This is a genomic window from Bradyrhizobium amphicarpaeae (assembly GCF_002266435.3).
Classification (GTDB): domain Bacteria; phylum Pseudomonadota; class Alphaproteobacteria; order Rhizobiales; family Xanthobacteraceae; genus Bradyrhizobium; species Bradyrhizobium amphicarpaeae.
Genome location: NZ_CP029426.2, coordinates 3,217,468 through 3,239,414 on the forward strand (window position 1 = coordinate 3,217,468; position 21,947 = coordinate 3,239,414).

The 21,947-nt window shown below is 64.5% G+C and carries 21 protein-coding genes; 8 read left to right on the plus strand and 13 right to left on the minus strand.

The window, feature by feature from the left end; translation table 11 throughout:
- Positions 1-2: 2 nt before the first annotated feature.
- From CIT40_RS14765 to glgA, 6 genes are all read right to left on the minus strand, one after another.
- Positions 3-902, minus strand: coding sequence for an NAD(P)-dependent oxidoreductase (locus tag CIT40_RS14765; RefSeq protein ID WP_094896658.1), 900 nt, complete (start codon positions 900-902; stop codon positions 3-5).
- A gap of 55 nt (positions 903-957) precedes the next feature.
- The gene (locus CIT40_RS14770) at positions 958-1,698 is read right to left on the minus strand and encodes a FadR/GntR family transcriptional regulator (RefSeq protein ID WP_094896659.1); all 741 of its coding nucleotides are present in this window, start codon (positions 1,696-1,698) and stop codon (positions 958-960) included.
- A 285-nt stretch (positions 1,699-1,983) separates the two neighbouring features.
- Positions 1,984-4,221 (minus strand): glycogen debranching protein GlgX, encoded by a 2,238-nt coding sequence (gene glgX / locus CIT40_RS14775; RefSeq protein ID WP_094896660.1) that lies wholly within the window; start codon positions 4,219-4,221, stop codon positions 1,984-1,986.
- Positions 4,222-4,245: 24 nt separating this feature from the next.
- Complete coding sequence (locus CIT40_RS14780) at positions 4,246-4,527, minus strand: DUF3606 domain-containing protein (protein ID WP_094896661.1); 282 nt, start codon at positions 4,525-4,527, stop codon at positions 4,246-4,248.
- A 68-nt stretch (positions 4,528-4,595) separates the two neighbouring features.
- Positions 4,596-5,732, minus strand: coding sequence for a glycosyltransferase family 4 protein (locus CIT40_RS14785; protein WP_094896662.1), 1,137 nt, complete (start codon positions 5,730-5,732; stop codon positions 4,596-4,598).
- Positions 5,733-5,752: 20 nt separating this feature from the next.
- On the minus strand, positions 5,753-7,162 hold the full coding sequence (gene glgA / locus CIT40_RS14790) for a glycogen synthase GlgA (RefSeq protein WP_094896663.1): 1,410 nt from the start codon (positions 7,160-7,162) through the stop codon (positions 5,753-5,755).
- A gap of 334 nt (positions 7,163-7,496) precedes the next feature.
- Here glgA and treZ point away from each other — a divergent pair, with 334 nt between their 5' ends.
- Both treZ and CIT40_RS14800 read left to right on the plus strand, forming a co-directional pair.
- A complete protein-coding gene (treZ, locus tag CIT40_RS14795; RefSeq protein ID WP_094896777.1) occupies positions 7,497-9,302 on the plus strand; it encodes a malto-oligosyltrehalose trehalohydrolase in 1,806 nt (601 codons plus the stop codon).
- A gap of 64 nt (positions 9,303-9,366) precedes the next feature.
- Complete coding sequence (locus CIT40_RS14800; protein ID WP_094896664.1) at positions 9,367-10,143, plus strand: potassium channel family protein; 777 nt, start codon at positions 9,367-9,369, stop codon at positions 10,141-10,143.
- A 156-nt stretch (positions 10,144-10,299) separates the two neighbouring features.
- Here the strand turns inward: CIT40_RS14800 and CIT40_RS14805 are convergent, their stop codons facing one another.
- Complete coding sequence (locus CIT40_RS14805) at positions 10,300-11,070, minus strand: exodeoxyribonuclease III (RefSeq protein ID WP_094896665.1); 771 nt, start codon at positions 11,068-11,070, stop codon at positions 10,300-10,302.
- Positions 11,071-11,109: 39 nt separating this feature from the next.
- Between CIT40_RS14805 and CIT40_RS14810 the strand changes: the two genes are divergently transcribed.
- Positions 11,110-11,331 (plus strand): cysteine rich repeat-containing protein, encoded by a 222-nt coding sequence (locus tag CIT40_RS14810; protein WP_094896666.1) that lies wholly within the window; start codon positions 11,110-11,112, stop codon positions 11,329-11,331.
- 11 nt (positions 11,332-11,342) lie between these two features.
- Here the strand turns inward: CIT40_RS14810 and alr are convergent, their stop codons facing one another.
- Both alr and CIT40_RS14820 read right to left on the minus strand, forming a co-directional pair.
- Complete coding sequence (alr, locus tag CIT40_RS14815) at positions 11,343-12,626, minus strand: alanine racemase (RefSeq protein WP_094896667.1); 1,284 nt, start codon at positions 12,624-12,626, stop codon at positions 11,343-11,345.
- A gap of 40 nt (positions 12,627-12,666) precedes the next feature.
- Positions 12,667-14,175 carry a replicative DNA helicase gene (locus tag CIT40_RS14820; RefSeq protein ID WP_094896668.1) on the minus strand — a complete coding sequence of 503 codons (1,509 nt, stop codon included), beginning with the start codon at positions 14,173-14,175 and terminating at the stop codon, positions 12,667-12,669.
- A gap of 1,018 nt (positions 14,176-15,193) precedes the next feature.
- Here CIT40_RS14820 and CIT40_RS14825 point away from each other — a divergent pair.
- The 3 genes from CIT40_RS14825 (at position 15,194) to CIT40_RS14835 (ending at position 17,322) form a co-directional block, all read left to right on the plus strand.
- A complete protein-coding gene (locus CIT40_RS14825) occupies positions 15,194-16,141 on the plus strand; it encodes a hypothetical protein (protein ID WP_162307494.1) in 948 nt (315 codons plus the stop codon).
- Positions 16,142-16,249: 108 nt separating this feature from the next.
- Positions 16,250-16,843: a TetR/AcrR family transcriptional regulator gene (locus tag CIT40_RS14830; protein WP_094896669.1), complete on the plus strand. Its 594-nt coding sequence runs from the start codon at positions 16,250-16,252 to the stop codon at positions 16,841-16,843.
- 11 nt (positions 16,844-16,854) lie between these two features.
- Complete coding sequence (locus CIT40_RS14835) at positions 16,855-17,322, plus strand: PaaI family thioesterase (RefSeq protein WP_094896670.1); 468 nt, start codon at positions 16,855-16,857, stop codon at positions 17,320-17,322.
- A gap of 36 nt (positions 17,323-17,358) precedes the next feature.
- Here CIT40_RS14835 and rplI read toward each other — a convergent pair whose 3' ends face one another.
- The 4 genes from rplI to rpsF all read right to left on the minus strand — a co-directional run bounded on the left by rplI (position 17,359) and on the right by rpsF (position 19,868).
- Positions 17,359-17,958 (minus strand): 50S ribosomal protein L9, encoded by a 600-nt coding sequence (rplI, locus tag CIT40_RS14840; RefSeq protein WP_094896671.1) that lies wholly within the window; start codon positions 17,956-17,958, stop codon positions 17,359-17,361.
- A 56-nt stretch (positions 17,959-18,014) separates the two neighbouring features.
- The gene (locus CIT40_RS14845; RefSeq protein WP_094896672.1) at positions 18,015-18,986 is read right to left on the minus strand and encodes a hypothetical protein; all 972 of its coding nucleotides are present in this window, start codon (positions 18,984-18,986) and stop codon (positions 18,015-18,017) included.
- A gap of 127 nt (positions 18,987-19,113) precedes the next feature.
- The gene (rpsR, locus tag CIT40_RS14850) at positions 19,114-19,353 is read right to left on the minus strand and encodes a 30S ribosomal protein S18 (RefSeq protein WP_007592020.1); all 240 of its coding nucleotides are present in this window, start codon (positions 19,351-19,353) and stop codon (positions 19,114-19,116) included.
- Positions 19,354-19,358: 5 nt separating this feature from the next.
- Positions 19,359-19,868, minus strand: a complete 510-nt coding sequence (rpsF, locus tag CIT40_RS14855; protein WP_028145028.1) for a 30S ribosomal protein S6 — start codon at positions 19,866-19,868, stop codon at positions 19,359-19,361.
- Between the two features lie 331 nt (positions 19,869-20,199).
- Here rpsF and CIT40_RS14860 point away from each other — a divergent pair, with 331 nt between their 5' ends.
- Complete coding sequence (locus CIT40_RS14860; protein WP_094896673.1) at positions 20,200-20,898, plus strand: TetR/AcrR family transcriptional regulator C-terminal domain-containing protein; 699 nt, start codon at positions 20,200-20,202, stop codon at positions 20,896-20,898.
- Between the two features lie 3 nt (positions 20,899-20,901).
- On the plus strand, positions 20,902-21,927 hold the full coding sequence (locus CIT40_RS14865; RefSeq protein WP_094896674.1) for a fatty acid desaturase family protein: 1,026 nt from the start codon (positions 20,902-20,904) through the stop codon (positions 21,925-21,927).
- Positions 21,928-21,947: the final 20 nt, after the last annotated feature.

Consider the following 21,947-nt stretch of genomic DNA (forward strand, 5'->3'; position numbering starts at 1 on the left):
GTTCAGCCGGTGGTCTGGTTGGTCATGCGGTCATAGACGCGGAACAGGGCCTGGTTGCCGTTGCTTCCTTCGCCATGCGCGCGCGCATCGACATACTGGCTGGTGACGAGCGCAGTGCCGGGGAGCGGCACGCTAAGCGCCTGCGCATGCTCCTGGACCAGACGAAGGTCCTTGAGCTGGAGATCGATCCGGAAGCCGGCGGAGACGTCGCCCGCGATCATGGCGGGGCCGAGCTTGTCGAGCATCCAGGAGGCGGCGGAGCCACCGAGCAGCACCCGGCGCAGCAGGTTGAGGTCAAGGCCCGAAGCGCGGCCAAGCGCCAGCGCTTCGCAGATCGCCTGGATGTTGATTCCGCAGATCAGCTGGTTGCAGAGCTTGACGGTCTGGCCGGCGCCGGCCGCGCCGACATGCGTGATGGTGGTGCCCATGGCACGAAAGAACGGCTCGGCCTTGGCAAAGTCGCCTTCATCGCCGCCGGCCATGATCGAGAGCGCGGCGTTCTTGGCGCCCACGGGTCCCCCCGAAACCGGCGCGTCGAGAAAGCCGACGCCGATCTTATGCAAATCGGCATGAATGCGGCGGACGGCGACCGGAGAGATCGTGCTCATGTCGACAATGAGCTTGCCTGAAGGCGGCGACTTCAGCAGGCCGTGCTCGCCGTAAATGGTTGCCTCGACATGGGGCGTGTCGGGCAGCATGGTGATGACGATGTCGGCGCCTTGCGCGGCCTCGGCCGGGCTCCTGGCGCGAGCCGCGCCGTCGCTGGCGCTGTCGGCCAGTGCGGCCTCGTTGAGATCGAACACGCGAACTGCGTGGCCGGCCTTCAGCAAGTTGCGCACCATCTCCCGGCCCATCGTGCCGATGCCGATGAAGCCGACATTGCCCTTGTCGTTCCGTCCCATGTCAATCAATCCGTTTCTTGGTTGATAGGCTTCCCGGTCGACCGCGCTGCCGCGATCATCCCGAGGCACTCGTCTTGTCGATGTCGCCGACGATGGCGCGCCGCCGGTACTCGTCGCCGATGGCAAAGTGCTTGCGCAGCGTCGCGTCCGCGCGCTCCGGGTCGCGTGCAATCACGGCCTCGAAGATGCGGCGGTGGTCGTCGATCAGATAGGTCTTCATCGACGGAAAGGCCTGCACCAGCTCACGGCGGCTGCGGTGCGAATGCGTGAGCAGGCCGGCCAGCGAACCATGCAGCACCGTCAGCGTTTCCGAATGCGAGGCGACGACGATGGCGCGGTGGAAGTCGAAGTCGGCCATGCCGCCGGCATCGGCTTCGTCGATCGTCTCCCCGATCCTCGCCAGGGCGCGCTGCAGGCGCTCGAAATCGGCAATGTTGGCGCGCTCGCAGGCGAGGCGGATCGCCTGGCATTCGATCGCGACGCGCGCCTGCATGACGTCGTCGAGCATGTCCGCCTGCTGGGCGAGCGCGAAGGTGAAGAAGTCGTTCAGCACCGACACGTCCGGCCGGGTCACCACGGTGCCGATGCGATCGCGGATCTCGACGATGCCGAGCACGGTCAGGGCACGCAGCGCCTCGCGCACGATCGGCCGGCTGACACCGAGAAGAGTTGCCAGCTCGCGCTCCGAAATCAGGCGGTCGCCGGGCTTGAGCGAGCCCGCGAGCAGGCGTTCGCGCAGGAAGGCAAATACCTTCTCGAACCCCTTTTCGCCTTCGGCGGTCCGCTTGAGCTCCATCTCCGTCCCTGTTGGTCTGATCTTGGTCAGACCAGTATGCTAACCAGAGCGCGAAGGTCAAGAGGGTCAGATCGCCGTCGGGATAGCGCCGCGGCGGCTCTTTCGATGCCTGGCTAAGGCATTGAAACAACTAGGGTCGGCTACTGTGCATGGGGTTGTTTTCGGATTTCAGGTCGTCCATCGCTGAAATGGCCAACCTCTGCGCTCCCCGAGAGGGGACCGGATTCATCCTGACGACATGAGCGGGGCCGCGTGCCCCGCTGTGCTTGTGCGGGAGGCTGGCCGCTAGCTCGGCAGCGGCGCTTCCACGATATCCAGCAGGGCGCCGAGACCTTGTCGCAGGCGACGGGTGGCCGCGTTCTCGGTGGCAAGGCCGAAGACAACGAGCGATCGTCCCGTCACCGCGTAAGCGTGTCCGAGCTCGAATGCAGGCATCTGGATCTCCGGCTGATTGGTATCGATCAGCCCCTGCCAGCGGCTGCCGTCGATGACGGGCGGAAGCGTGAAGTTCACGACGTCGTAATGGGCGTTGTAGACCAGCAGCATCGTCGCGTCCGAGCCGCGCCGCTTGATGCCGGTCTCCTGGGCGCGTCCGTCGAGCAGCATGCCGAAGCATTTGGCGTTGCCGTCCTGCCATTGCGCGTTGGTCATTTCCTCGCCGGAAGGCGACAGCCAGGTAACGTCCTTGACGTCGAGCTCTTCATTGTGGGAGCCGACCAGAAACCGGCTGCGATAGAGGATCGGGAAGGCCTTGCGCGTCGCGATCAGCTTGCGCGTGAATTCACGAAGGCCGCGGCCGTTGGCCGTGATGCCCATCCAATTGAGCCAGGTGGTCTCGTTGTCCTGGGCATAGGCATTGTTGTTGCCGTTCTGGGTATGCCCGAACTCGTCGCCGGCGAGCAGCATCGGCGTGCCGTGAGACAGCAGCATCGTCGCCAGCAAGTTGCGCTTCTGGCGTTCGCGCAGCGCGATGATCTCGGGATCGTCCGTCGGTCCTTCGGCTCCGCAATTCCAGGAATGGTTGTTGCTGTGACCGTCGCGATTGTCCTCGCCGTTGGCCTCGTTGTGCTTGTCGTTGTACGAGACGAGATCGTTGAGGTTGAAGCCGTCATGCGCCGTGACGAAGTTGACGCTGGCCCAGGGCCGCCGTCCGCGCTTGTTGAAGAGATCGCCGGACCCCGACACCCGCTTGGCGAAGTCCGCGAGCGTGCCTGCGTCGCCTTTCCAGAACGCGCGCGCGGTGTCCCTGAACTTGTCGTTCCACTCGGCCCAGCCCGGCGGAAACTGGCCGACCTGGTACCCGCCGGGGCCTATGTCCCAGGGCTCTGCGAACAGCTTGACGCTGGACAGCACGGGATCCTGACGGCAGGCGTCGAGGAAGCCGCCGCCTTCGTCGAAGCCGTAGGGCTCGCGCGCCAGAATCGTGGCGAGGTCGAAGCGGAAGCCGTCGACCCGCATGTCGGTTGCCCAATAGCGCAGGGAATCCGCCACCAGCTGCAGCACCCGCGGGTGCGACAGGTTCACGGTGTTGCCGGTGCCGGTATCGTTGATGTAGTAGCGCTTCTGGTCCGGCAGCAAACGGTAATAGCTGGCGTTGTCGATGCCCTTGAACGACAGCGTCGGTCCGAGCTCGTTGCCTTCGGCCGTGTGATTGTAGACGACGTCCAGGATGATCTCGATGCCATGGGCGTGGAACTGGTTGACCATTTCCTTGAATTCGTTCGCGAACGGCGTCTTCAGGTAGCGCGGCTCCGGCGCGAAGAAGGCGAGGGAGTTGTAGCCCCAGTAATTGCGCAGGCCCTTCTCGACCAGATAGCTGTCGTCGACGAAGGCATGGATCGGCAGCAGCTCGGCGCTCGTGATGCCGAGCGAGCGCAGATAGGCGGGGACTTCCGAATGCGCGAGGCCCGAAAAGGTGCCGCGGTCCGCCTCCGGCACCAGCGGATGCAGCTGCGTAAAACCCTTGACGTGCATCTCGTAGACGATCGTGCGCTCCCACGGCACTTCGGGCTTGCGGGCCGCGCCCCAGGTGAAGGCGGGGTCGATGACGCGGCACTTCTGCACGAGCCTTGCGCTGTCCCGCTCGTCGAAGGAGAGGTCCTTGTCGGCGTGATCGAGCTGGTACCCGAACAGCTCGGGTCCCCAGCGCAACTGTCCGATGAGCTGCTTGGCATAGGGGTCGAGCAGGAGCTTGTTGGGATTGAAGCGGTGTCCGACGTCAGGCTCATAGGGCCCATGGACGCGATAGCCGTAGACGGTGCCGGGCCGCGCAGCGGGCAGATAGCCGTGCCAGACTTCATCGGTGTATTCCGGAAGCTCGATCCGCTCGAGTTCGGTCTCACCGTCGTCGTCGAACAGGCAGAGCTCGACCTTGGTGGCATGGGCCGAGAACAATGCGAAATTGACGCCAAGGCCGTCCCAGGTGGCGCCGAGCGGGAACGGCTTGCCCTCGGTGATCCGTGATCGGCGCAGGCTCGATGCCGCCCGCGTCAGGGCGTCGTCCGGATGCGTCTTTTGGTCCATGTCTGCCCCCCAATGACAATCCGGTCAGGATGTCGGCGCTGTTACAGGTATGTCAGTTGCGGCCTGTTCGGTGGCCGTGACCGAGGCGATCACTGCCGCGGGCGGCACGTCGGCCGGCTTTGGCAGCGCGGTGGCACGCTGCTTGGCGGCTTCCTTGCTGATCGCAGAGATCGAATTGCCGGTCCGCTCGACGATTGCGGCCAGCTCGGCGTCGGACAGGCTCAACCGTTTTCTGACGAGGCGCGTCTGAGCGCGGTCGGTCAGGTCGAGCTTGTTGCGGATGGGTTTCGGTATCGAGCGGCGCATGGCGGCAACTCCTGTGTGTGGTCGTAACCGTTGCCCGATGATTCCGTTCCTGCACCCGGCCAACGGCGTCAGCCTGGGCTTACTCCGCCCAACTCCAGGCCGACGGAAGGTATCGGCATCCGGATCGTATCTTCGATTGCAGGCATTGCGCGCACATCGAGCTGGGATGACTGCCGGAGCGCCGGTAAGCGGCGATAGGCGGCGAGATAGTCCTTCGCCATCCGCTCGGCGGTAAAGCGTTGCTCGAACTGCGCGCGGATCGCATGGCGGTTCAGCGTGCCAACCGCATTCGCTGCCGCGACGGCCTCGTCCACGGAGTTGACGACGAATCCGCTGATGCCATGGTCGATGACCTCCGGGACCGAGCCATGGGCGAAAGCGATCACAGGCGTCCCGCAAGCCATCGCTTCGATCATGACCAGGCCGAACGGCTCCGGCCAGCAGATCGGAAACAGCAGCGCACGGGCATTGCCGAGGAAATCGGCCTTCTGGACTTCGTTGATTTCGCCGATGAACTCGACATTTGGATGAGCCGCGACCATCGGTCCGATGACTTGATCCCAATAGCGTTGATCGGCAGCGTCGATCTTGGCCGCCATCTTGAGCGGGACGCCGGCCCTGGCCGCGATCTCGATCGCTTTGTCCGGGCCCTTTTCCGGCGAGATCCGTCCCAGGAACGCAAGATAGTCGCCGGAAGGCACTTGCCGATAGGGCAGGACGTTCTCGGGCAGTCCATGAAGCACGGTGTCCAGCCAGTTAACCGGCGGCATTGGCCGACGCTGCGCATTCGAGATCGAGACCAGCGCAGGCTCGGGGAAGGCGGAGTAGAACGGCAAAAGATCGGGAAGGTCGAGCCGCCCATGCAACGTCGTGAGAATCCGATCGCGGTGGGGCCGCATCAGCGGATAGTGCAGGTGGTCGATGTGAAAATGAAGGACGTCGAACTCGTCCGCACGCCGCGCGACCTGATCGAGCATCATGACGTGATGCGGCGTCATGTCCCTGACTCCGGGATCGAGACGCAGGGCCATCTTCGAGCACGGCACCAACTTGGCGGACGTGATCGAATCTCCGCTCGCGAACAGCGTGACCTCGTGCCCCTGCCGCACCAGTTCTTCGGTCAGATGGGAGACGATCCGTTCGGTCCCGCCGTAAAGCCGCGGAGGGCAGCTTTCCGCCAGCGGAGCGATTTGTGCGATCTTCATTGTCGTCCCCCAATGCGGGCTTAGATCGATGATCTGTAGAGCGCGGCGTAGGATTTTGCCGACTGGTTCCAGCTGAAGGCCTGGGCCATGGCGGCTCTGCGCATGTGATCGAGGCGATCCTTCATGCCGAACGTCGAGAAGGCCCGGCAGAGGCTGCCCAGGAATCCCGGCGCCGAGACATGATCGAACAGGAAGCCGGTCTCGCCGTCGACGATGGTCTCGGCGAGGCCGCCGGTGCGGTGGCCGATCGGCAGCGACCCGAAACGCTGGGCATACATCTGGCTCAGTCCGCACGGCTCGAAGCGCGAGGGCATCAAGGTAAAATCGCTGCCCGCGAAGATCTTCCGCGCCTCGACGTCGTCGAAGCCGATCTTGACGGCAATGGATCGCGGCGATCGTGTCTGCGCCTCGAGCAGGGCCTCTTCGAACCGCGGCTCGCCCTTGCCGGTGACGACGATCTGGCCGCCGGCATCGACGATGGCCTGTGCGCTTTCGATCACGAGATCGACGCCCTTTTGGTGAACAAGGCGCGCCACGAGCGCGAACAGAGGGCCGCGCGAAACCGCCAGCCCGAACTGGTCCCTGACATCGTCCGCGTTCAGCGCGCGCTCGGCCCAGTCGCCCGCCCCGAACGGCTGGAGCAGCGACGAGCAGGTCCTCGGGTCCCAGGTTTCGTCGATGCCGTTGAGAATGCCGGAAAGCTGGTTGCGGTTGGCCCTTTGCTGCAGGACACCTTCGAGGCCACAGCCGAACTCGGCAGTCGTGATCTCCCGTGCATAGGTCTGGCTGACCGTCGTCAGGTGCGAGGCATAAACGAGCCCTGCCTTGATGAAGGACAGCCGGTTGTAGAATTCGACACCGTCGATGTTGAAGCTCGCCTCGGGGATACCGAGCGGGGCCAGCGAGCTGCGGTCGAACACGCCCTGATAGGCCAGGTTGTGGATCGTGAAGACGGTCGGGATGTGCGCGTAATGCCATTCCAGATAGCCGGGGATCAGCGCGCATTGCCAGTCGTTGGCATGGACGAGATCGGCCGCCCATTCTTTGTCGACCAATCCCATGGCGAGCTGAGCGGCGGCATAGGAGAAGGTCGCGAACCTGACATTGTTGTCGGACCAGTCCGCCCCGCGGCTGTCGCCATAGGGCGTGCCGTCTCGCTCGTAGAGTTCCGGGCAGCGGACGACATAGTAGGTCAGGCCGTCCACGGTATGGCCGAGATTGATCTCGAATGCCGGCAGGGCAGCAAAGGGCTGGCATCGACCCACGGTCTTGAGATCGCTCAAGCCGCGCAGGACCGCCGGATAGCCTGGGATGATGACGCGTACGTCAGCAAAATCACGCAAAGCGCGCGGCAGGGCCGCTGAGACGGCGGCAAGGCCGCCCACTTGAATAAAGTCTGAGACTTCGGGTGTCGCGAACAGTATCCGCATTCGCTAGGCTCGCCCGGCGAAGGGACAATAGTGGTCTTTGCCAACCATCTTTGCATTCCAAACGCGCTTCATCAGCGAAACGCTGCTGCTCAAATTCTGCGGCGCAGCAAAAGTTCCTAAGCTCTGTTCGATGCTGAGCTTTTTGATGGGTTGGTACAAAACTGTACACAAGCGAGCCTTGGCGGCGCGTGTCCTGGTTCTTGAGCTGATCCGATAGGGACGCCGTGACGCAATCCCGCCCGCTGCAAGGAACGAATGCAGGCACGCCCGCTTACTCGTCCGCGGGCGTCCTAAACGCGAACCAAGGCGGACGGATTTGATACAGAGACTGGGAATAGCCGGCCAGGTGCGGCGCCACGGTGCTCACATCGCCGACCATGGGGTCAGCTTCAATTTGTGGGCACCGACGGCTCGCTCGGTGGAACTGCTCGAGGCCAACCGACCGCCGCAGCGTATGCCGCGCGATGATGATGGCTGGTACCAACTCCTCAGCCCGACCGCGCATGCCGGCACGCGCTATCAGTTCAGGATCAACGAGGACCTGGTCGTCCCCGATCCCGCCTCGTTCTTCCAGCCTGATGATGTCGGTGAGCCGAGCGAGGTGATCAACACGGCGGCGCTACGCGATGCCGCGCTTTATCCGGGTCGCCCGTGGGCGGACGCGGTGATCTACGAGTTGCATGTCGGCGCCTTCAGCGAAGACGGGACGTATGAGGGTGTCGAGAAGCGCTTGCCCTATCTGCGCGATCTCGGCATCACCGCCATTGAGTTGATGCCGATCAACGATGTCCCCGGCCGACATAATTGGGGCTATGACGGCGTGCTGCTGAATGCGCCGAATGCGCGCTACGGCCGGCCGCAGGATCTGAAGAGGCTGTTGCGGGCAGCTCACGCCCTGGACATCATGGTCTATCTCGACGTGGTCTATAACCACTTCGGGCCGCAGTTGAATTATCTGCACAGCTATGCCGAGAGCTTTTTCACCAAGCGCCATACCACCGGCTGGGGGCCTGCCGTCAATCTTGAGGGACGCGACGGTGCCTTCGTGCGCCAATTCCTGATCGAGAACGCGCTGATGTGGCTGCGCGACTACGGCTTCGACGGGTTGCGCTTCGATGCCGTTCACGCGCTGAAGGACGATTCCGATCAGCATTTTCTCGCCGAGCTCGCCGAGACCATCCGCCACAAATTGCCTGATCGTCGCGTGCATCTGATGCTGGAGAATGAGGCCAATCAGGCGGACCTACTGGATCGTACGAAGGGACGCTCGAGACATTACGACGCCCAGTGGGGTGACGACTTCCACAATGCGCTTCATGTCCTGCTGACGGGCGAAGACGAAGGATATTACCACGCGTTTGCGGACAAGCCGCTCGAGCATCTTGCGCGATCGCTCACCGAAGGATTTGCTTATCAAGGGGAGGTCTTCGCGCTTCACAACGGGCCTCGCGGCGAGCCGAGCGCCCATCTGCCGCCGGAAGCCACCATCTTCTTCGCACAGAACCACGACCAGATCGGCAACCGGGCCTTGGGTGAGCGACTTTCGAAACTGGTCAGCCCGGAGAAGCTTCGCCAGGCGATGGCGCTGGTCCTGCTCAATCCGCACATTCCCATGCTGTTCATGGGCGAGGAAGCGGCTGTCGAATCGCCGTTCCTGTTCTTCGCAGACTGGACGGGAGAAGCGGCCGAGTCGACCCGGGAGGGCCGGCGCAAGGAGTTTTCGCACTTCAAGGCATTCTCGACACCTGAAACGCGCAGCAGCATTCCGGATCCGTGCGACGAGAGGACTTTTCAGGCATCGAAGCTTGACTGGAACGAGATCGATCGTTCTCCCGTCTGCGCGCAGTTTCGAGATTTGACGTCGCGGTTGCTGACGATCCGGCGCGAGAAGATCGTGCCGCTGATCGAACAGGGTTTCGTTTCGGCGCAGCGTGAGTTGCTCGGCGGTGATCCGCGTCAGGGCGGACTCAATGTTCGCTGGCAGACAAAGAGGGGACAAACGTTGCAGATTGTCGCCAATTTTGCCGATCACGCGCTGCCGCTGCCTGAGCTGGTGGCAGGCGAATGCCTTTGGCGGGCAGGGCCGGTGGAAGCAGGAGACCTTTCCCCGGGTAACATCATCGTCCGGCTCGGTCGATAGCGGCGCCGAGCGAGGTACGCGCTCCGCAGTTGCAATCGCCCGTGCAAACCGCGATCATGATGCCGTGACCCTCACGTCTCTGAGAAGCGATGTCCGCAGCCTGTACGAGGGCGCAACGCCGAGCGGCGTGCGCTTCCGCTATGCGTTGCTCGCCTTCGATATCGTGACGGTGCTGTTCATCATCGCCACCTCCTTCCTGCACCCTAGCGAGATCATCGAGACGCTCGACGTTTTGTTCGGCATGATTCTGCTTGCCGACTTCTCGGCGCGACTGCTGGTCGGCCGGCATCCCTTTCGGAAGTTCCGTCAGGTCGCGACCTGGGCTGACATGGTGGCGATCGTATCTTTCCTGGCACCGCTTGCCGGCGAGGCGGGCGGCTTTCTCCGGATCCTGCGGACGTTGGGGTTGCTTCGCGACTATCAGATGCTGGCGAGGCTCCGCCTCGATTCTTCGTTCTTTCGTCGCAACGAAGAGGTCATCTTCGCCGTCACCAACCTTGCGGTTTTCATCTTCGTCATGACCGGTATCGTCTACGAGACGCAGAAGTTTCGGAACGATCAGATTCATAATTATGCAGATGCGCTGTACTTCACGGTCACGGCGCTGACGACCACCGGCTTCGGCGACATCACCCTGCCAGGCACGCTTGGCCGTCTCATCACCGTCGTGATCATGATCTTCGGCGTCACCCTGTTCTTCAATCTTGCCCGCGCCCTCCTCAGCCCCAACAAGGTGCGATTTCCGTGTCCGGCTTGCGGGCTGCAGAGGCACGATGCCGACGCCGTGCATTGCAAGGCGTGTGGCACCCTTCTCAATATTCCCGACGAAGGATCGGCCTGAAGGGCTCGCCCGCGACCATCGCACCTGGAGGCCAGATTCGATGGGGGCTAAGTCATTGAATCGATTGAGGGCGGCTACTGTGCATGGGGTTGTTTTTCACGTTTCTCTTCCGCAAGCAGGCGCACGACAAAGGCTGGATGCCGGTCGGCACCTGGCTTATTTCAACACGACCCAGGCCGGCGCATGATCGCTCGCGCCTTCTTCGCCGCGGACCTTCTTGTCCACCCCCGCCTTCGTCAGCCGTGAGACCAGGGCAGGGCTCAGCAGGAGATGATCGAGCCGCAGTCCCGCATCGCGCGGCCAGCGGTTCCGCTTGTAGTCCCAGAATGTGTAGATGCGCTGCTCCGGATGCAGTTCGCGGATCGCATCGCACCAGCCTTGCTCGACCAGCGAGGCATAGGCCGCGCGGCTCTTCGGCTGGACCAGCGCGTCCTTGTCCCATGAGCGCGTCGGATAGATGTCGATCCCGGTTGGCGCGACGTTGTAGTCGCCGGCGAGCACCACGGGCAGATCTTGCTTGATGAAGCTCTTGGCGTGGCGCTTCAGTCGCGCGAACCAGTCGAGCTTGTAGTCGAATTTCGGTCCCGGCTGCGGATTGCCGTTCGGCAGATAGATGCTGGTGACGATGATTCCGCGCACGGCGGCCTCGATGTAACGGGCTTCAAGATCGCCGGGCTTTCCAGGCAAGCGGTCGTGGGTGAGAATGGGCTCCGCATTGCGGGCGAGGATGGCGACGCCGTTCCATGTCCTCTGTCCGCGCCACACTGCGCCATAACCGGCCTTTTCGATCGCGGCCGCCGGAAATTCGCCATCACTTGCCTTCAATTCCTGAAGCGCGACGACATCGGGCTTCGCCGTGCGCAGCCATGCCAACAGATTGGGCAGGCGGCGGTTGACGTTGTTGATGTTGAATGTCGCGATCTTCATGTAGAGCTAGCGCTTCTGCCTTCCGACACCGGAGATACAATGTCCAAGTTGAACTTTGCTGCTTTCGTCGTCGTTGCCGCGATCTCCGGAGCGGCTTCGGCACAATCCTCCGATCCGCGCGGTGCGTGCAAGGCGGACTATGACAAATTCTGCGCCGGCATCGCGCCGGGCGGCGGCAAGGTCATCGCCTGCCTCGACGCCAAGCGCGACCAGCTCAGCGTGTCCTGCAAGACGGCGCTCGACGGCCGGAAGAAGAAGTAAGCGGCTGACGACTAGGTGGGCAGCGGCGGCGGCGCCGCGGGCTGCTCGATCGGTGGCGGCGAGGGCGGTGGCTCCGCCGTGCTCGCCGGAACCGGCTTCGTCAGCGGCTCCTCCACATTGCCGCCCTTGTAGAGGCGGGCGTAGCGGTGGCCGAGGCTGGTCAGCACCTCATAGCCGATCGTGCCGAAATGATGCGCGAGCTCGTCGACGGTGATGCCCTCGCCGAGCAGCGTCACCATATGACCGCGCCGCGCCGCGTTCGGCGGCAGATCGGTGATGTCGATCGCGATCAGATCCATCGAGACGCGGCCGGCGACCGGGCAGCGCTTGCCGGCGACGATGACTTCGGCACCGCGGGTGCCGTCATTGGAGCTGGCGGCGCGGAAATAGCCGTCGGCATAACCGACCGCGATGATCGCGAGCTTGGTCGGCCGCCGCGCGGTCCAGGTGCCGCCATAGCCGACGCTCTCGCCGCGCTCGATGGTGCGGATCTGGACGATGCGCGCCTTCAGGTCGACCACCGGCTGCATCGGATTGTCGGCCTCCGGCGTCGGGTTGACGCCGTAGAGCGCCGCGCCCGGCCGCACCAGGTCGAACTGGAAGGGCGCGCCGAGGAAGATGCCGGAGGAGTTGGCGAGCGCCGCCGGCACGCCGGAGAATTCGCTGGCGATGCCGCGGAAGGCAGCGAGCTGCCTGGCGTTCACCGGGTTGTTGAGCTGCTCGGCCGAGACCAGATGGCTCATCACCAGCGTGATGCCGTGATCGCCGGCATTGATGCGGGGGATGATGGCCTGCGCTTCCGATAAGGTCAGGCCGAGCCGGTTCATGCCGGTGTCGATATGGATCGCCGCGCCCCCGGTCCAGCCGGTGCGGCGGCAGAACACGTCCCATTCGGCGAGCTCGTTGAGGTCGCCGATGACGGGACGGCAATTGATCTTGGCGTAGTGCTCGCCGGTGTTCTGGAAATAGCCGCCGAGCACGTAGATCGTGGGTTCCGGGACGGCCGCGCGCACCTTGCGCGCTTCCTCGATGGTGGCGACGAAAAAGGTCTTGCAGCCGGCCTTGCTCAGCGCACGCGCAACCTCGGCGGCGCCGCAGCCATAGGCGTCGGCCTTGATCACCGCCGAGCATTCGGCCGGCACCGCGGTCTTCTCGAGCTTGCGCCAATTGGCGATGATGGCGTCGAGATCGACGGTCAGCACGCCACCATAGGCAGCGAGCGCGGCAGCCTGATTGGCCTCCGCGGAGAGAAGGCCGGATTGCGGGATGGTTTTCGGATCGGACGCCAGTGTCATGGCGTCGTTTTACGCAAGAGGCAGGCCCTGTTCAAGGAACTCAGTAGTCGTTGCCGCTGCGAACCGGGAGCTGACTGTCAGGGGCGAGGTCGCCGAACCGCGTGACCGAGGCTTCGAAGGCCAGGTCGACGGTGCCCGTCGGGCCGTGACGCTGCTTGCCGATGATGACCTCGGCCTTTCCGTGCGCAAGACTCATGTCGAGCTGCCACTTCTCGTGTTCAGGCGTGCCCGGGCGCGGCTCCTTCATGGCGAGGTAATATTCCTCGCGATACACGAACAGCACGACGTCGGCGTCCTGCTCGATCGAGCCGGATTCACGCAAGTCGGAGAGCTGCGGCCGCTTGTCGTCGCGGGATTCGACCTGTCGTGACAGCTGCGACAACGCGATCACGGGAACGTTGAGTTCCTTCGCCAGCGCCTTCAGGCTGGTCGTGATCTCGGTGATTTCCTGGACGCGGTTGTCGCTCCGCTTGCCCGAGCCCGACAGCAGCTGGATGTAGTCGATCACCAGCAGGTCGAGGCCCTTCTGCCGCTTCAGCCGGCGCGCGCGCGCCATCAGCTGCGCGATCGACAAGCCGCCGGTCGCGTCGACATAGAACGGCAGCGATTGCAACTCGATCGAGACCTCGCGGATCTTTTCGAAATCGGCTTCCGAGATGCCGCCGCGGCGGATGTGGGAGGAGGGCACGCCGGTGCGTTCGGCCACGATACGCGTGGCGAGCTGGTCGGCCGACATTTCGCAGGAGAAGAAGCCGATCACGCCGCCATTGGCGGCCTTCGTGGTGCCGTCGGCCTGGAGTTCCGGAACATAGGCTTGCGCGACGTTGTAGGCGATGTTGGTCGCCAGCGACGTCTTGCCCATGCCGGGACGGCCCGCGACGATGATGAGATCGGAGTGTTGCAGGCCACCCATCTTGGTGTCGAGGTCGCGCATGCCCGTCGAGATGCCGGACAGCTTGCCGTCGCGCTGGAACGCCTTTGCGGCGAGATCGACCGCGACCGCCAGCGCCTGCGAGAATTTCTGGAAGCCGCCGTCATAGCGGCCGGATTCGGCGAGTTCGTAGAGGCGGCGCTCGGCGTCCTCGATCTGCGCCCGCGGCGCGAAATCGACCGGGGCGTCATAGGCGACATTGACCATGTCCTCACCGATGCCGATCAGGTCGCGGCGCAGCGCCAGGTCGTAGATGGTGCGACCGTAGTCCTGGGCGTTGATGATGGTGGTCGCTTCGGCGGCGAGGCGCGCAAGATATTGCCCGATGGTCATGCCGCCGACGTCGGTGTCGGCGGGCAGGAACGTCTTCAGCGTCACGGGCGTGGCGATCTTGCCCATCCGGATCAGGCTGGAGGCCGTCTCGTAGATGGTCTGGTGCAGCGGCTCGAAATAATGCTTCGGCTCGAGGAAGTCGGAGACACGGTAGAACGCATCATTGTTGACCAGGATCGCGCCCAGAAGGCTCTGTTCCGCCTCGATATTGTGCGGCGCGCTCCGATAGGCGGGCGTGCCGGGCTCGGGCGCGAGTTTGAGGACGTTCGAATCAGTCAGGGCCATGGTCGGACGTGCTTAGCAATTTTGTTGGGCGGATGCGGGGCCGGGATAAAGCGCCGCCCGGGTGCAAAGCGGAAGCGAAAGCTGACCGCTATCAACCGCTCAGTTAAAATGGTGGATGATTAACGCCCGCAGCACGCGCCGCGCTTGACGGACTTTTGCGGAACTCGCCCGGGCCAGGAAGCGGCCGCGACCGCGCCATGGAAAAATCTGAAACCCTGGGCCTTATGGCCTGAGCCCTCATGGCATGAACCTTATGGATCGGCGCGCAGACGAATCCAGAAGTGCGCGAAATGACGCACGCTGGCGGCTTTGGGCTCGCCTTCAGACCAGCAGGAGGTAGACCAGCGCAACCAGGGCCGCCCCGACGCCGGTAACGATCAGGGCGTAATCGGTGCGGAGGTCGTCCTGCACGTCGAATGAGGTTTGGGTCTCTTTGCTCATGGCGACGGTCTAAGCTAGGCCCGACCAGACTTATGTGAATTGGATCACATCTCCCCGGATTCTTTCGGGGGGTATGAACGGAACAGGCAGGCGGAGAAGGGAATTGTCCCCCGCGATCCGCCAACAGGGAACGAGGCAGGCGATGCGGCCAGAACCGCGGCACCAGATATGGCGGAGCGAAGCAGGCAGCCGGCTTTGGCTGTCGGGGCTGATTGCGGCCATGGAGCACGCGGAACGGCCCGAAATCCGTCGCCAGCCTGTCGCCCCCGAAATCCTGGTCGAGCTGAGGGCGCAACTGGCGTTAACGGCCCTTTTCCGCTCCTGCCGGATTTCGACCCTGCGGCACTAGAATCCATTCACCAGCCAATTTGAGCCTCGGCCCGGCCGCGCCTTCAAATCTGTGGAGGGGGGATCGGCTACGCTAATGAGCTGAGTTCACAGCCGATATTCGCAAACCGCTTAATCACATCCTTGCGCGTGGTGCCTGCTTCCATTCGTGGCTCAATCGGATAAAAGGTGACCCGCCGCCGCGCCCGAGGCCGGCTGCACCTCTCGGAATTCAATGGAGATGATGGGAATGTCGAGCCGAGCGCTCAGCCTCGCGACGGTGTTGCTTCTGATCGGCTTCGGCGCGGCCGATACCGTTTTTGCGCAGGCGACCAACCTCGAGGCCGGCAAAACCCCGTCCCAGATTTTTGCGCAGACCTGCAATGCCTGTCACAAGAGCCCGCGCGGACTTCTGAAGTCCGTTGCGCCGGGCTCGCTGCCGGGCTTCCTGCGCCAGCACTACACCACGAGCTCGGACATGGCGGGCGTCCTTGCCTCCTATCTCGTCTCCAACGGCGCGGCCGACACGCGCTATCAGGCCAAGGACGGCAAGGACAAGAAGGACGGCGCCAAGGACAAGGACGCCAGCTCCAACCCCGAGCATCAGGGCCGCCGCCCGCGCGCCCAGGACGCCGCCAAGCCGGACGGCGAGGCTGCTCCCGCTGCGGAAGGTGCGCGCCAGAAGCGCGCCGCACGTCCGGCCGAGGAGGGCACGAAGCCCGAGGGTCAGGTTGCGCCCGAAGGACGCAAGGGCAAGCGCCGCGCGAAGCACGGCACCGAAGAAGCCCCGAAGGTCGATGCCGCCACGTCGGCCACTGAAGAGAAGAAGAGCGAGCCCAAGCTGGAGTCCAAGCCCGAGCCGAAGCCCGACGAGGCCAAGCCCGACAGCAGCAAGGCATCGGAGAAGCCCGCCGAGACCAAGCCCGAGAGCGCCAAGGTCGAGCCCCGCAGCAGCGAGGCTCCGGCGCTGCGGCCCGATCCGGTCCCGGCGGTGACGCCGGCTGCACCGGCCGCCGCGAAGCCTGCCGAGCCGGCCGCACCCAAACCGGCGGAAGAGGCTGCTCCCAAGCCGGCCGCGCCTGCGGCCAGCTCCGAACCGGCGGCCAAGCCGCAGCCGGCTCCGCCCGCGACCGCCGCAGCCCCGCCTGCCGCGCCGGCCGAGTCCTCCGGTCCGCCGGCGCCGCCGATCTCGCGCTAAGCCAGCTGGTTTTCTGATCGACATTCGGAGGCCGCGTTCATCGCGGCCTCCGCATCATGTTGACCACCACTGGAGCAGTACTCTAGAGTAGCGCTCCAGGAGGCGTCGATGACGGTGAGCGTGCGGGACGACCTGTTGGCAGCCGGGCTGATCGTGTTCGACCGCGTCGGCTTCGAAGCGGCGACGGTGGCCGCGATCCGCACGCGGGCGCGCGCCTCCAATGGCAGCTTCTTCCACGTCTTCGGCTCGAAGAAGGAGCTCGCCGGTGCGTTGTTCCTGGAGGTGTTGCGGCACTATCACGCCGCGGTGCTGGCCGCGCTCGATCCCGTGCCCGATGCGGAGCAGGGCATCGATCGGCTGATCCGGGCGCATCTCGACTGGGTCGTGACCAGCCGGCGCGAGGCGCGCTATTTGTTCGAGATTTCGCGGAGCGAGTGGGGCGAGGACGTTCGCGAGGCCCAGCGCGCACAGAATGCACGGCTCGCCGAGGGCATCGAGCGCTGGCGCGCGCCGCTGGTTGCAAACGGCGAGCTGTTGCCGATGACGCCGGTGATGTTCATGAGCCAGCTCATCGGTCCCGCGCAGATCTTCTGCCGCGCTTTCCTGTCGGGACGCGACCGCGCCGATCCACGCGCCGAAGCCGACACGCTGATCGCCTGCGCCGGCCGTGCGTTGCGGCCGCAACGCATCAACAAGACATAAGGAGAGGCCTCATGCATGCCGCAACAGATCCCGAATTCGCCGTCGTCGCCGAACGCATCCACGCCAATGTCGGCCGGCAGGGCTTCATGAGCCTGGTCGGCGCCGAGCTTTCGGATTTGTCGCGCGGCACCTGCACGATTGCCGTGGATCGCCGCCCGGAGCTGCTGCAGCAGCACGGCTTCTTCCACGGCGGCGTCACCGCCTTCCTGGTCGACAACGCCACGACGATCGCGGCCGCGACCTCGCGGGGCCAGCCGGCGCTGACGGCGGAATACAAGCTCAATCTGCTGTCGCCCGCGGTCGGCGAGAGGCTGATCTGCCGCGCGAGGGTGATCAAGCCGGGCCGCCAGGTGTCGGTGGTTGCGGCCGACGTGTTCTGCGTCAGCGGCGGTGTCGAGAAGCACACGGCAACGGCGCTGGCCTCGATCGCGATGTTGAGCGAGGACGTCGCCGGGAAAACGAAAAACCCGGCCGCCTGAGGCGACCGGGTTTCGCTTCGCATACGAATGCGAGGCTTACTTCTCTTCCGCAGCCGGCGCCGGCTCGGCTTCGTCCTGCTGGGCTTCCGGATCGAAGAACTCGCCGGCGGCGGCGATCGCCTCGGCGGCCGCGTCGCGGTCCTCGTTGCGGGTCGAGATGTCCTCGCCGCGGTTGATGCGCTCAGCCTCGTCCTGGCTGCGCGCGACCGTGACGGTGATCTCGATCTCGACCTCGGGGTGGATGGCGACGGTGATGGAGCGCTTGCCGATGGTCTTGATCGGCGCGTCGAGCTGGACCTGCGGGCGAGCCAGCGAGATGCCGTCGGCTTCGAACGCGACCACGATGTCACGCACGTTGACCGAACCGAACAGCTGGCCGGCTTCGGAGGCCTGGCGGATCACGATGATGTTCTTGCCCGCGATCTTCTCGGCGACCTTGGATGCTTCGCCCTTCGAGGCGAGGTTGCGGGCCTCGAGATCGGCCTTCATGCCGTCGTACTTGGCCTTGTTGTCGGCGGTGGCGCGCAGCGCCTTGCCGCGCTTGAGCAGGAAATTGCGGGCATAGCCGTCGCGAACCTTCACGACTTCGCCCATATGGCCGAGCTTGTTGACGCGTTCCAGCAAAATGACTTCCATATTCGTTCTCCTTTTGAAGTGCTCTATCGGGTTTCAGTTTCGGTTTCGGGTTGAACTCAGGGGGTCGGCAGCGGCGGCGGTTGCCGGCTGCGCAGGAAGCGTTCGCGGAAGCCGAACATTGCATCCGCAAGGCCGAGGATCACCATCGCGATCACGGGCCATCCGAACACGACCACCACGGCATAGGTCGAGCCGAGCCAGAACGTGCGGCTCTTCAGCGCCAGCGTGAGCGTATGCAGCACGGCAAAGCCGGTCAGCGCGTAGCTCATCATCAGCGCGGCCGCGGCGATCTGTGCGGCGATCGCGAGCAATCCGCCCGTGAAGCAGAAGGCAAGCGCGACGCATAGCGCCACCAGCGTCATCGGCGGCAGCTCCGCCGTCTTCATGTCCGGCCACGGGCGCCGCAGCCGGCCCGAGGTCGCCGTGATCTTGGCGCTGAGCCAGAGGTTGAGGGTCAGCGTCATCATCGCGATGATGGTGGCCCCGGCCGGTGCGATCCGCACCAGCGCATCGACGAACTGACCGGCCTCGCCGGAGCTTTGCGGGTCGGCGGCCCGGAGCATGCGCATCAAGCCACGCCGCAGCGTGCCGATGATGGTATCGGCGTCGGTCCCGAGCGTGAGCAGGGCGGCCATCGTGGTCAGCGTGGCGAAGCCCGCGAGCCACAGCAGGATGCGACCGACCGGATACCATTCGAGCTCGGGCTCGGCGGGCGCGACGGCGTCCGGCGCGGCCTGTCCCACCGGTCGGCTGAGCAGGACGAGATGGCCGAGCCACCATGCCGGCAGCGCGACGGTGACGGCGAAGGCGATGCAATAGGGCAGGCCGAACAGCGCACCGAGGCCGATCGCGGCAGCGATGCCGCCGAGGCTCGCGCAAAGCGGTCCCCAGCCGATCGCGGCGACCATCAGCGGCAGTGGCGCGAGATAGAACAGGACGAGCGAGATCAGCGCGCCCGAAATGATCGAGGCGAACATCAGGGCCGACGCAGCGCCGGCGATCAGGGCTATCAGCACAAAGGCCATCATCAGCTGTCCCGCTCCCTTCGAGCGGTTAGAGGCGTCTTGCCCCAACCATCGGCGACCGGACGACCCGGAAGCCTTATGAGATCAAAGAGTGCAGCCGGCGGCGATGACGCCGCCGGCTGAATTCGTCTTAGCGAATGACGTAGGGCAGCAGGCCCAGGAACCGCGCGCGCTTGATGGCGCGGGCGAGCTCACGCTGCTTCTTCGCGGACACCGCGGTGATGCGGCTCGGCACGATCTTGCCGCGCTCGGAGACGTAGCGCATCAAGAGCTTGGAGTCCTTGTAGTCGATCTTGGGAGCATTGGCGCCCGTGAACGGGCAGCTCTTGCGACGACGGAAAAACGGGCGGCGTGCACCAGCTTCAGCCATTGTTCTTACTCCCCATCCGTCGTGGTGGTGGTTTCAGCTTCTTCGCGCGGACGGCGCGGGCCGCGGTCACCGCGGAATCCTCCACCGTCACGATCGCCGCCACGGAAACCACCCTCGCGGTCGCCACGGAAGCCACCGCCTTCACGGTCGCCACGGAAGCCGCCGCCACGGTCGTCGCGCTCGCGGTCACGGTCGGCCTTGCGCATCATCGCGGACGGGCCTTCCTCGAGTTCCTCGACGCGGACGCTGAGATAGCGGATCACGTCTTCGCTGATGCGCTCCTGGCGCTCGATCTCGGCGATCGCCGCGGACGGCGCGTCGATGTTGAGCAGCACGAAGTGCGCCTTGCGGTTCTTGTTCATGCGGTAGGTGAGGGAGCGTACGCCCCAATTCTCGGTCTTGGTGACCTTGCCGCCGAGACCTTCGACGATACCGGTCATCTGTGCAGTCAGTTCTTCGACCTGCTGCGTGCTCGCGTCCTGACGCGCGAGAAAGACATGCTCATAAAGAGCCATGGTGGTCCTTTCCTCATGTTGGCATCGCCCGGCGTCAAGCCCTTAAGAGACCTTCGGAAAGGACTCTGGGATGAAGCTCAGAAGGCGGAAACACGGGACGACGGGCCGACTGGCCCTGCCACACCAAAATCACGAATGATTTGCTGAGACCGTCCGTTCAGCTCCCGGCCGGGGTCTGCGGATGCGCGCCTTATACGGATTTTGGCTGACTTGGCAAGGTTTGAACGCCTCGTTTTCGGTCGGACGGTGCCGCGAGGTCGCCAAACCCACCCCCATACCGGCTTGATTTATTTGTTTGTATATCATACAAATAATTGATCGGGAGGTTCTGATGGCGGGTGAATCGGTCCAGGCTCCGTTCGAGGCGTCGGCGGGCGATCCCAAGCACGCTGCGCGGGCCACACGGTCGGCCGGCCGCAAGATGCGCTCGCTGCTGCTGGATGCGGCGCGTCCGCTGTTCCGGGAGCGCGGCCTTTCGGGCACGGCGATCGCCGACATCGCGGCCGCGGCGGACGCATTCCCGAGCCAGATCACCTACTATTTCCGCACCAAGGAGGCGTTGTTCGTGGAATGCGCCTGCCGCGAGCTGTTGTATCTGGCGCGTGCGACGGAGCAGGCGGCGCTGAAGGCGCGCACCCCACGGGACTACACGCATGCGCTGGCGCAGACCGTGACGGCGAGCGATTCCGTGGCGTTCTTCGCCGAAGCGCTGACATTGACGCGGCGCCGGCAGGACCTCGCACCGCTGGTCGAGCGTACGATCGAGCGTCTGCACGGCGAAGGCGCGCGCGCCTATGCGAGCCAGGTGGCGCGGCACGGCTGGCGCTCGCTGCGTGCGCCCGACGAAAGCTCGCGGCGGTTCTGGGCCGTTGCGATCGGAATCATTCTCGAAGGCTATGCAATGGGCCGCTCGCCCGAGGCGCTCTGCGCCGAGATGCTGCGCGTGCTCGGCGAGCAGGCGAAATCCACCGGCGACGCTGCCCGCCTGCGTCTCGTCGAAGACGCATCAAATTCGGATGAGGAGAGCTAGGCCATGACCGCGCTTCGCATGCGTGCCCGCGATTTCCTGACCGACGACCAGCTTGCCGACGTGCGCCAGCGTGTAACCTGGAAAGGCATTGCGCTGATCGCGCACGCCTGGGCGCTGATCATCGGCGCAATTGCCCTGGTCGCGTGGTGGCCGAATCCCATCACTTATGTTCTCGCGGTCGCGATCATCGGCTCGCGCCAGCTCGGCCTTGCGATCCTGATGCACGACGGCGCGCATGGCTGTCTATCCAGTGACGAGAAAGCCAATCTGGCCCTGAGCCAGTGGTTCTGCGCCTATCCGTTGTTTGCGGAGACGCGTAGTTACCGGCGTTACCACCTTCAACATCATGCGCGCACCCAGCAGGAGGATGATCCCGATCTCGTGCTGTCGGCGCCGTTCCCGATTACGAAGCTGAGCTATCGCCGCAAGTTCATTCGCGACATCACCGGACAGACCGGTTACCAGCAGCGCAAGGCGCAATTGCTCAACGCGCTCGGTCCGACGGACTGGCCGTGGCGCCAGCGCGCGGCGCATTTTTGGGAGAAGCTCGGCCCGCAATGCATCGTCAACGCCGCGATGTTCGCAGCACTCGCGGTGGCAGGCGTGTGGTGGGCCTATCCGCTGCTGTGGCTGGTGCCGCTCCTGACCTGGATGATGGTCATCACTCGCATCCGCAACATCGCCGAGCACGCCGTCGTCCCCGACAGCGGCGATCCCCTGCGAAACACCCGCACCACGCATGCCAATTTTCTCGAGCGCCTGTTCATCGCGCCTTACTACGTGAACTATCACCTCGAGCATCATCTGCTGTTCTACGTGCCCTGCTATAATCTGCCGAAGGTCCATTGCCTGTTGAGCGAGAGCCGGCACGCCGGCCGCATGGAGGTGCAGCCGAACTACGCAGCGGTGCTGCGGCTCGCGACGGCAAAGCCTGACAGGGAGGATCGGCCGGGCCAGCTGGCGAGCAGCGCGCGCCGGGCGCAGGCTGGAGCGGAGGTCGATGCCAACCAGACCGCCGGTGGATTTTGACGGGGCGTATCCCCAGTTGA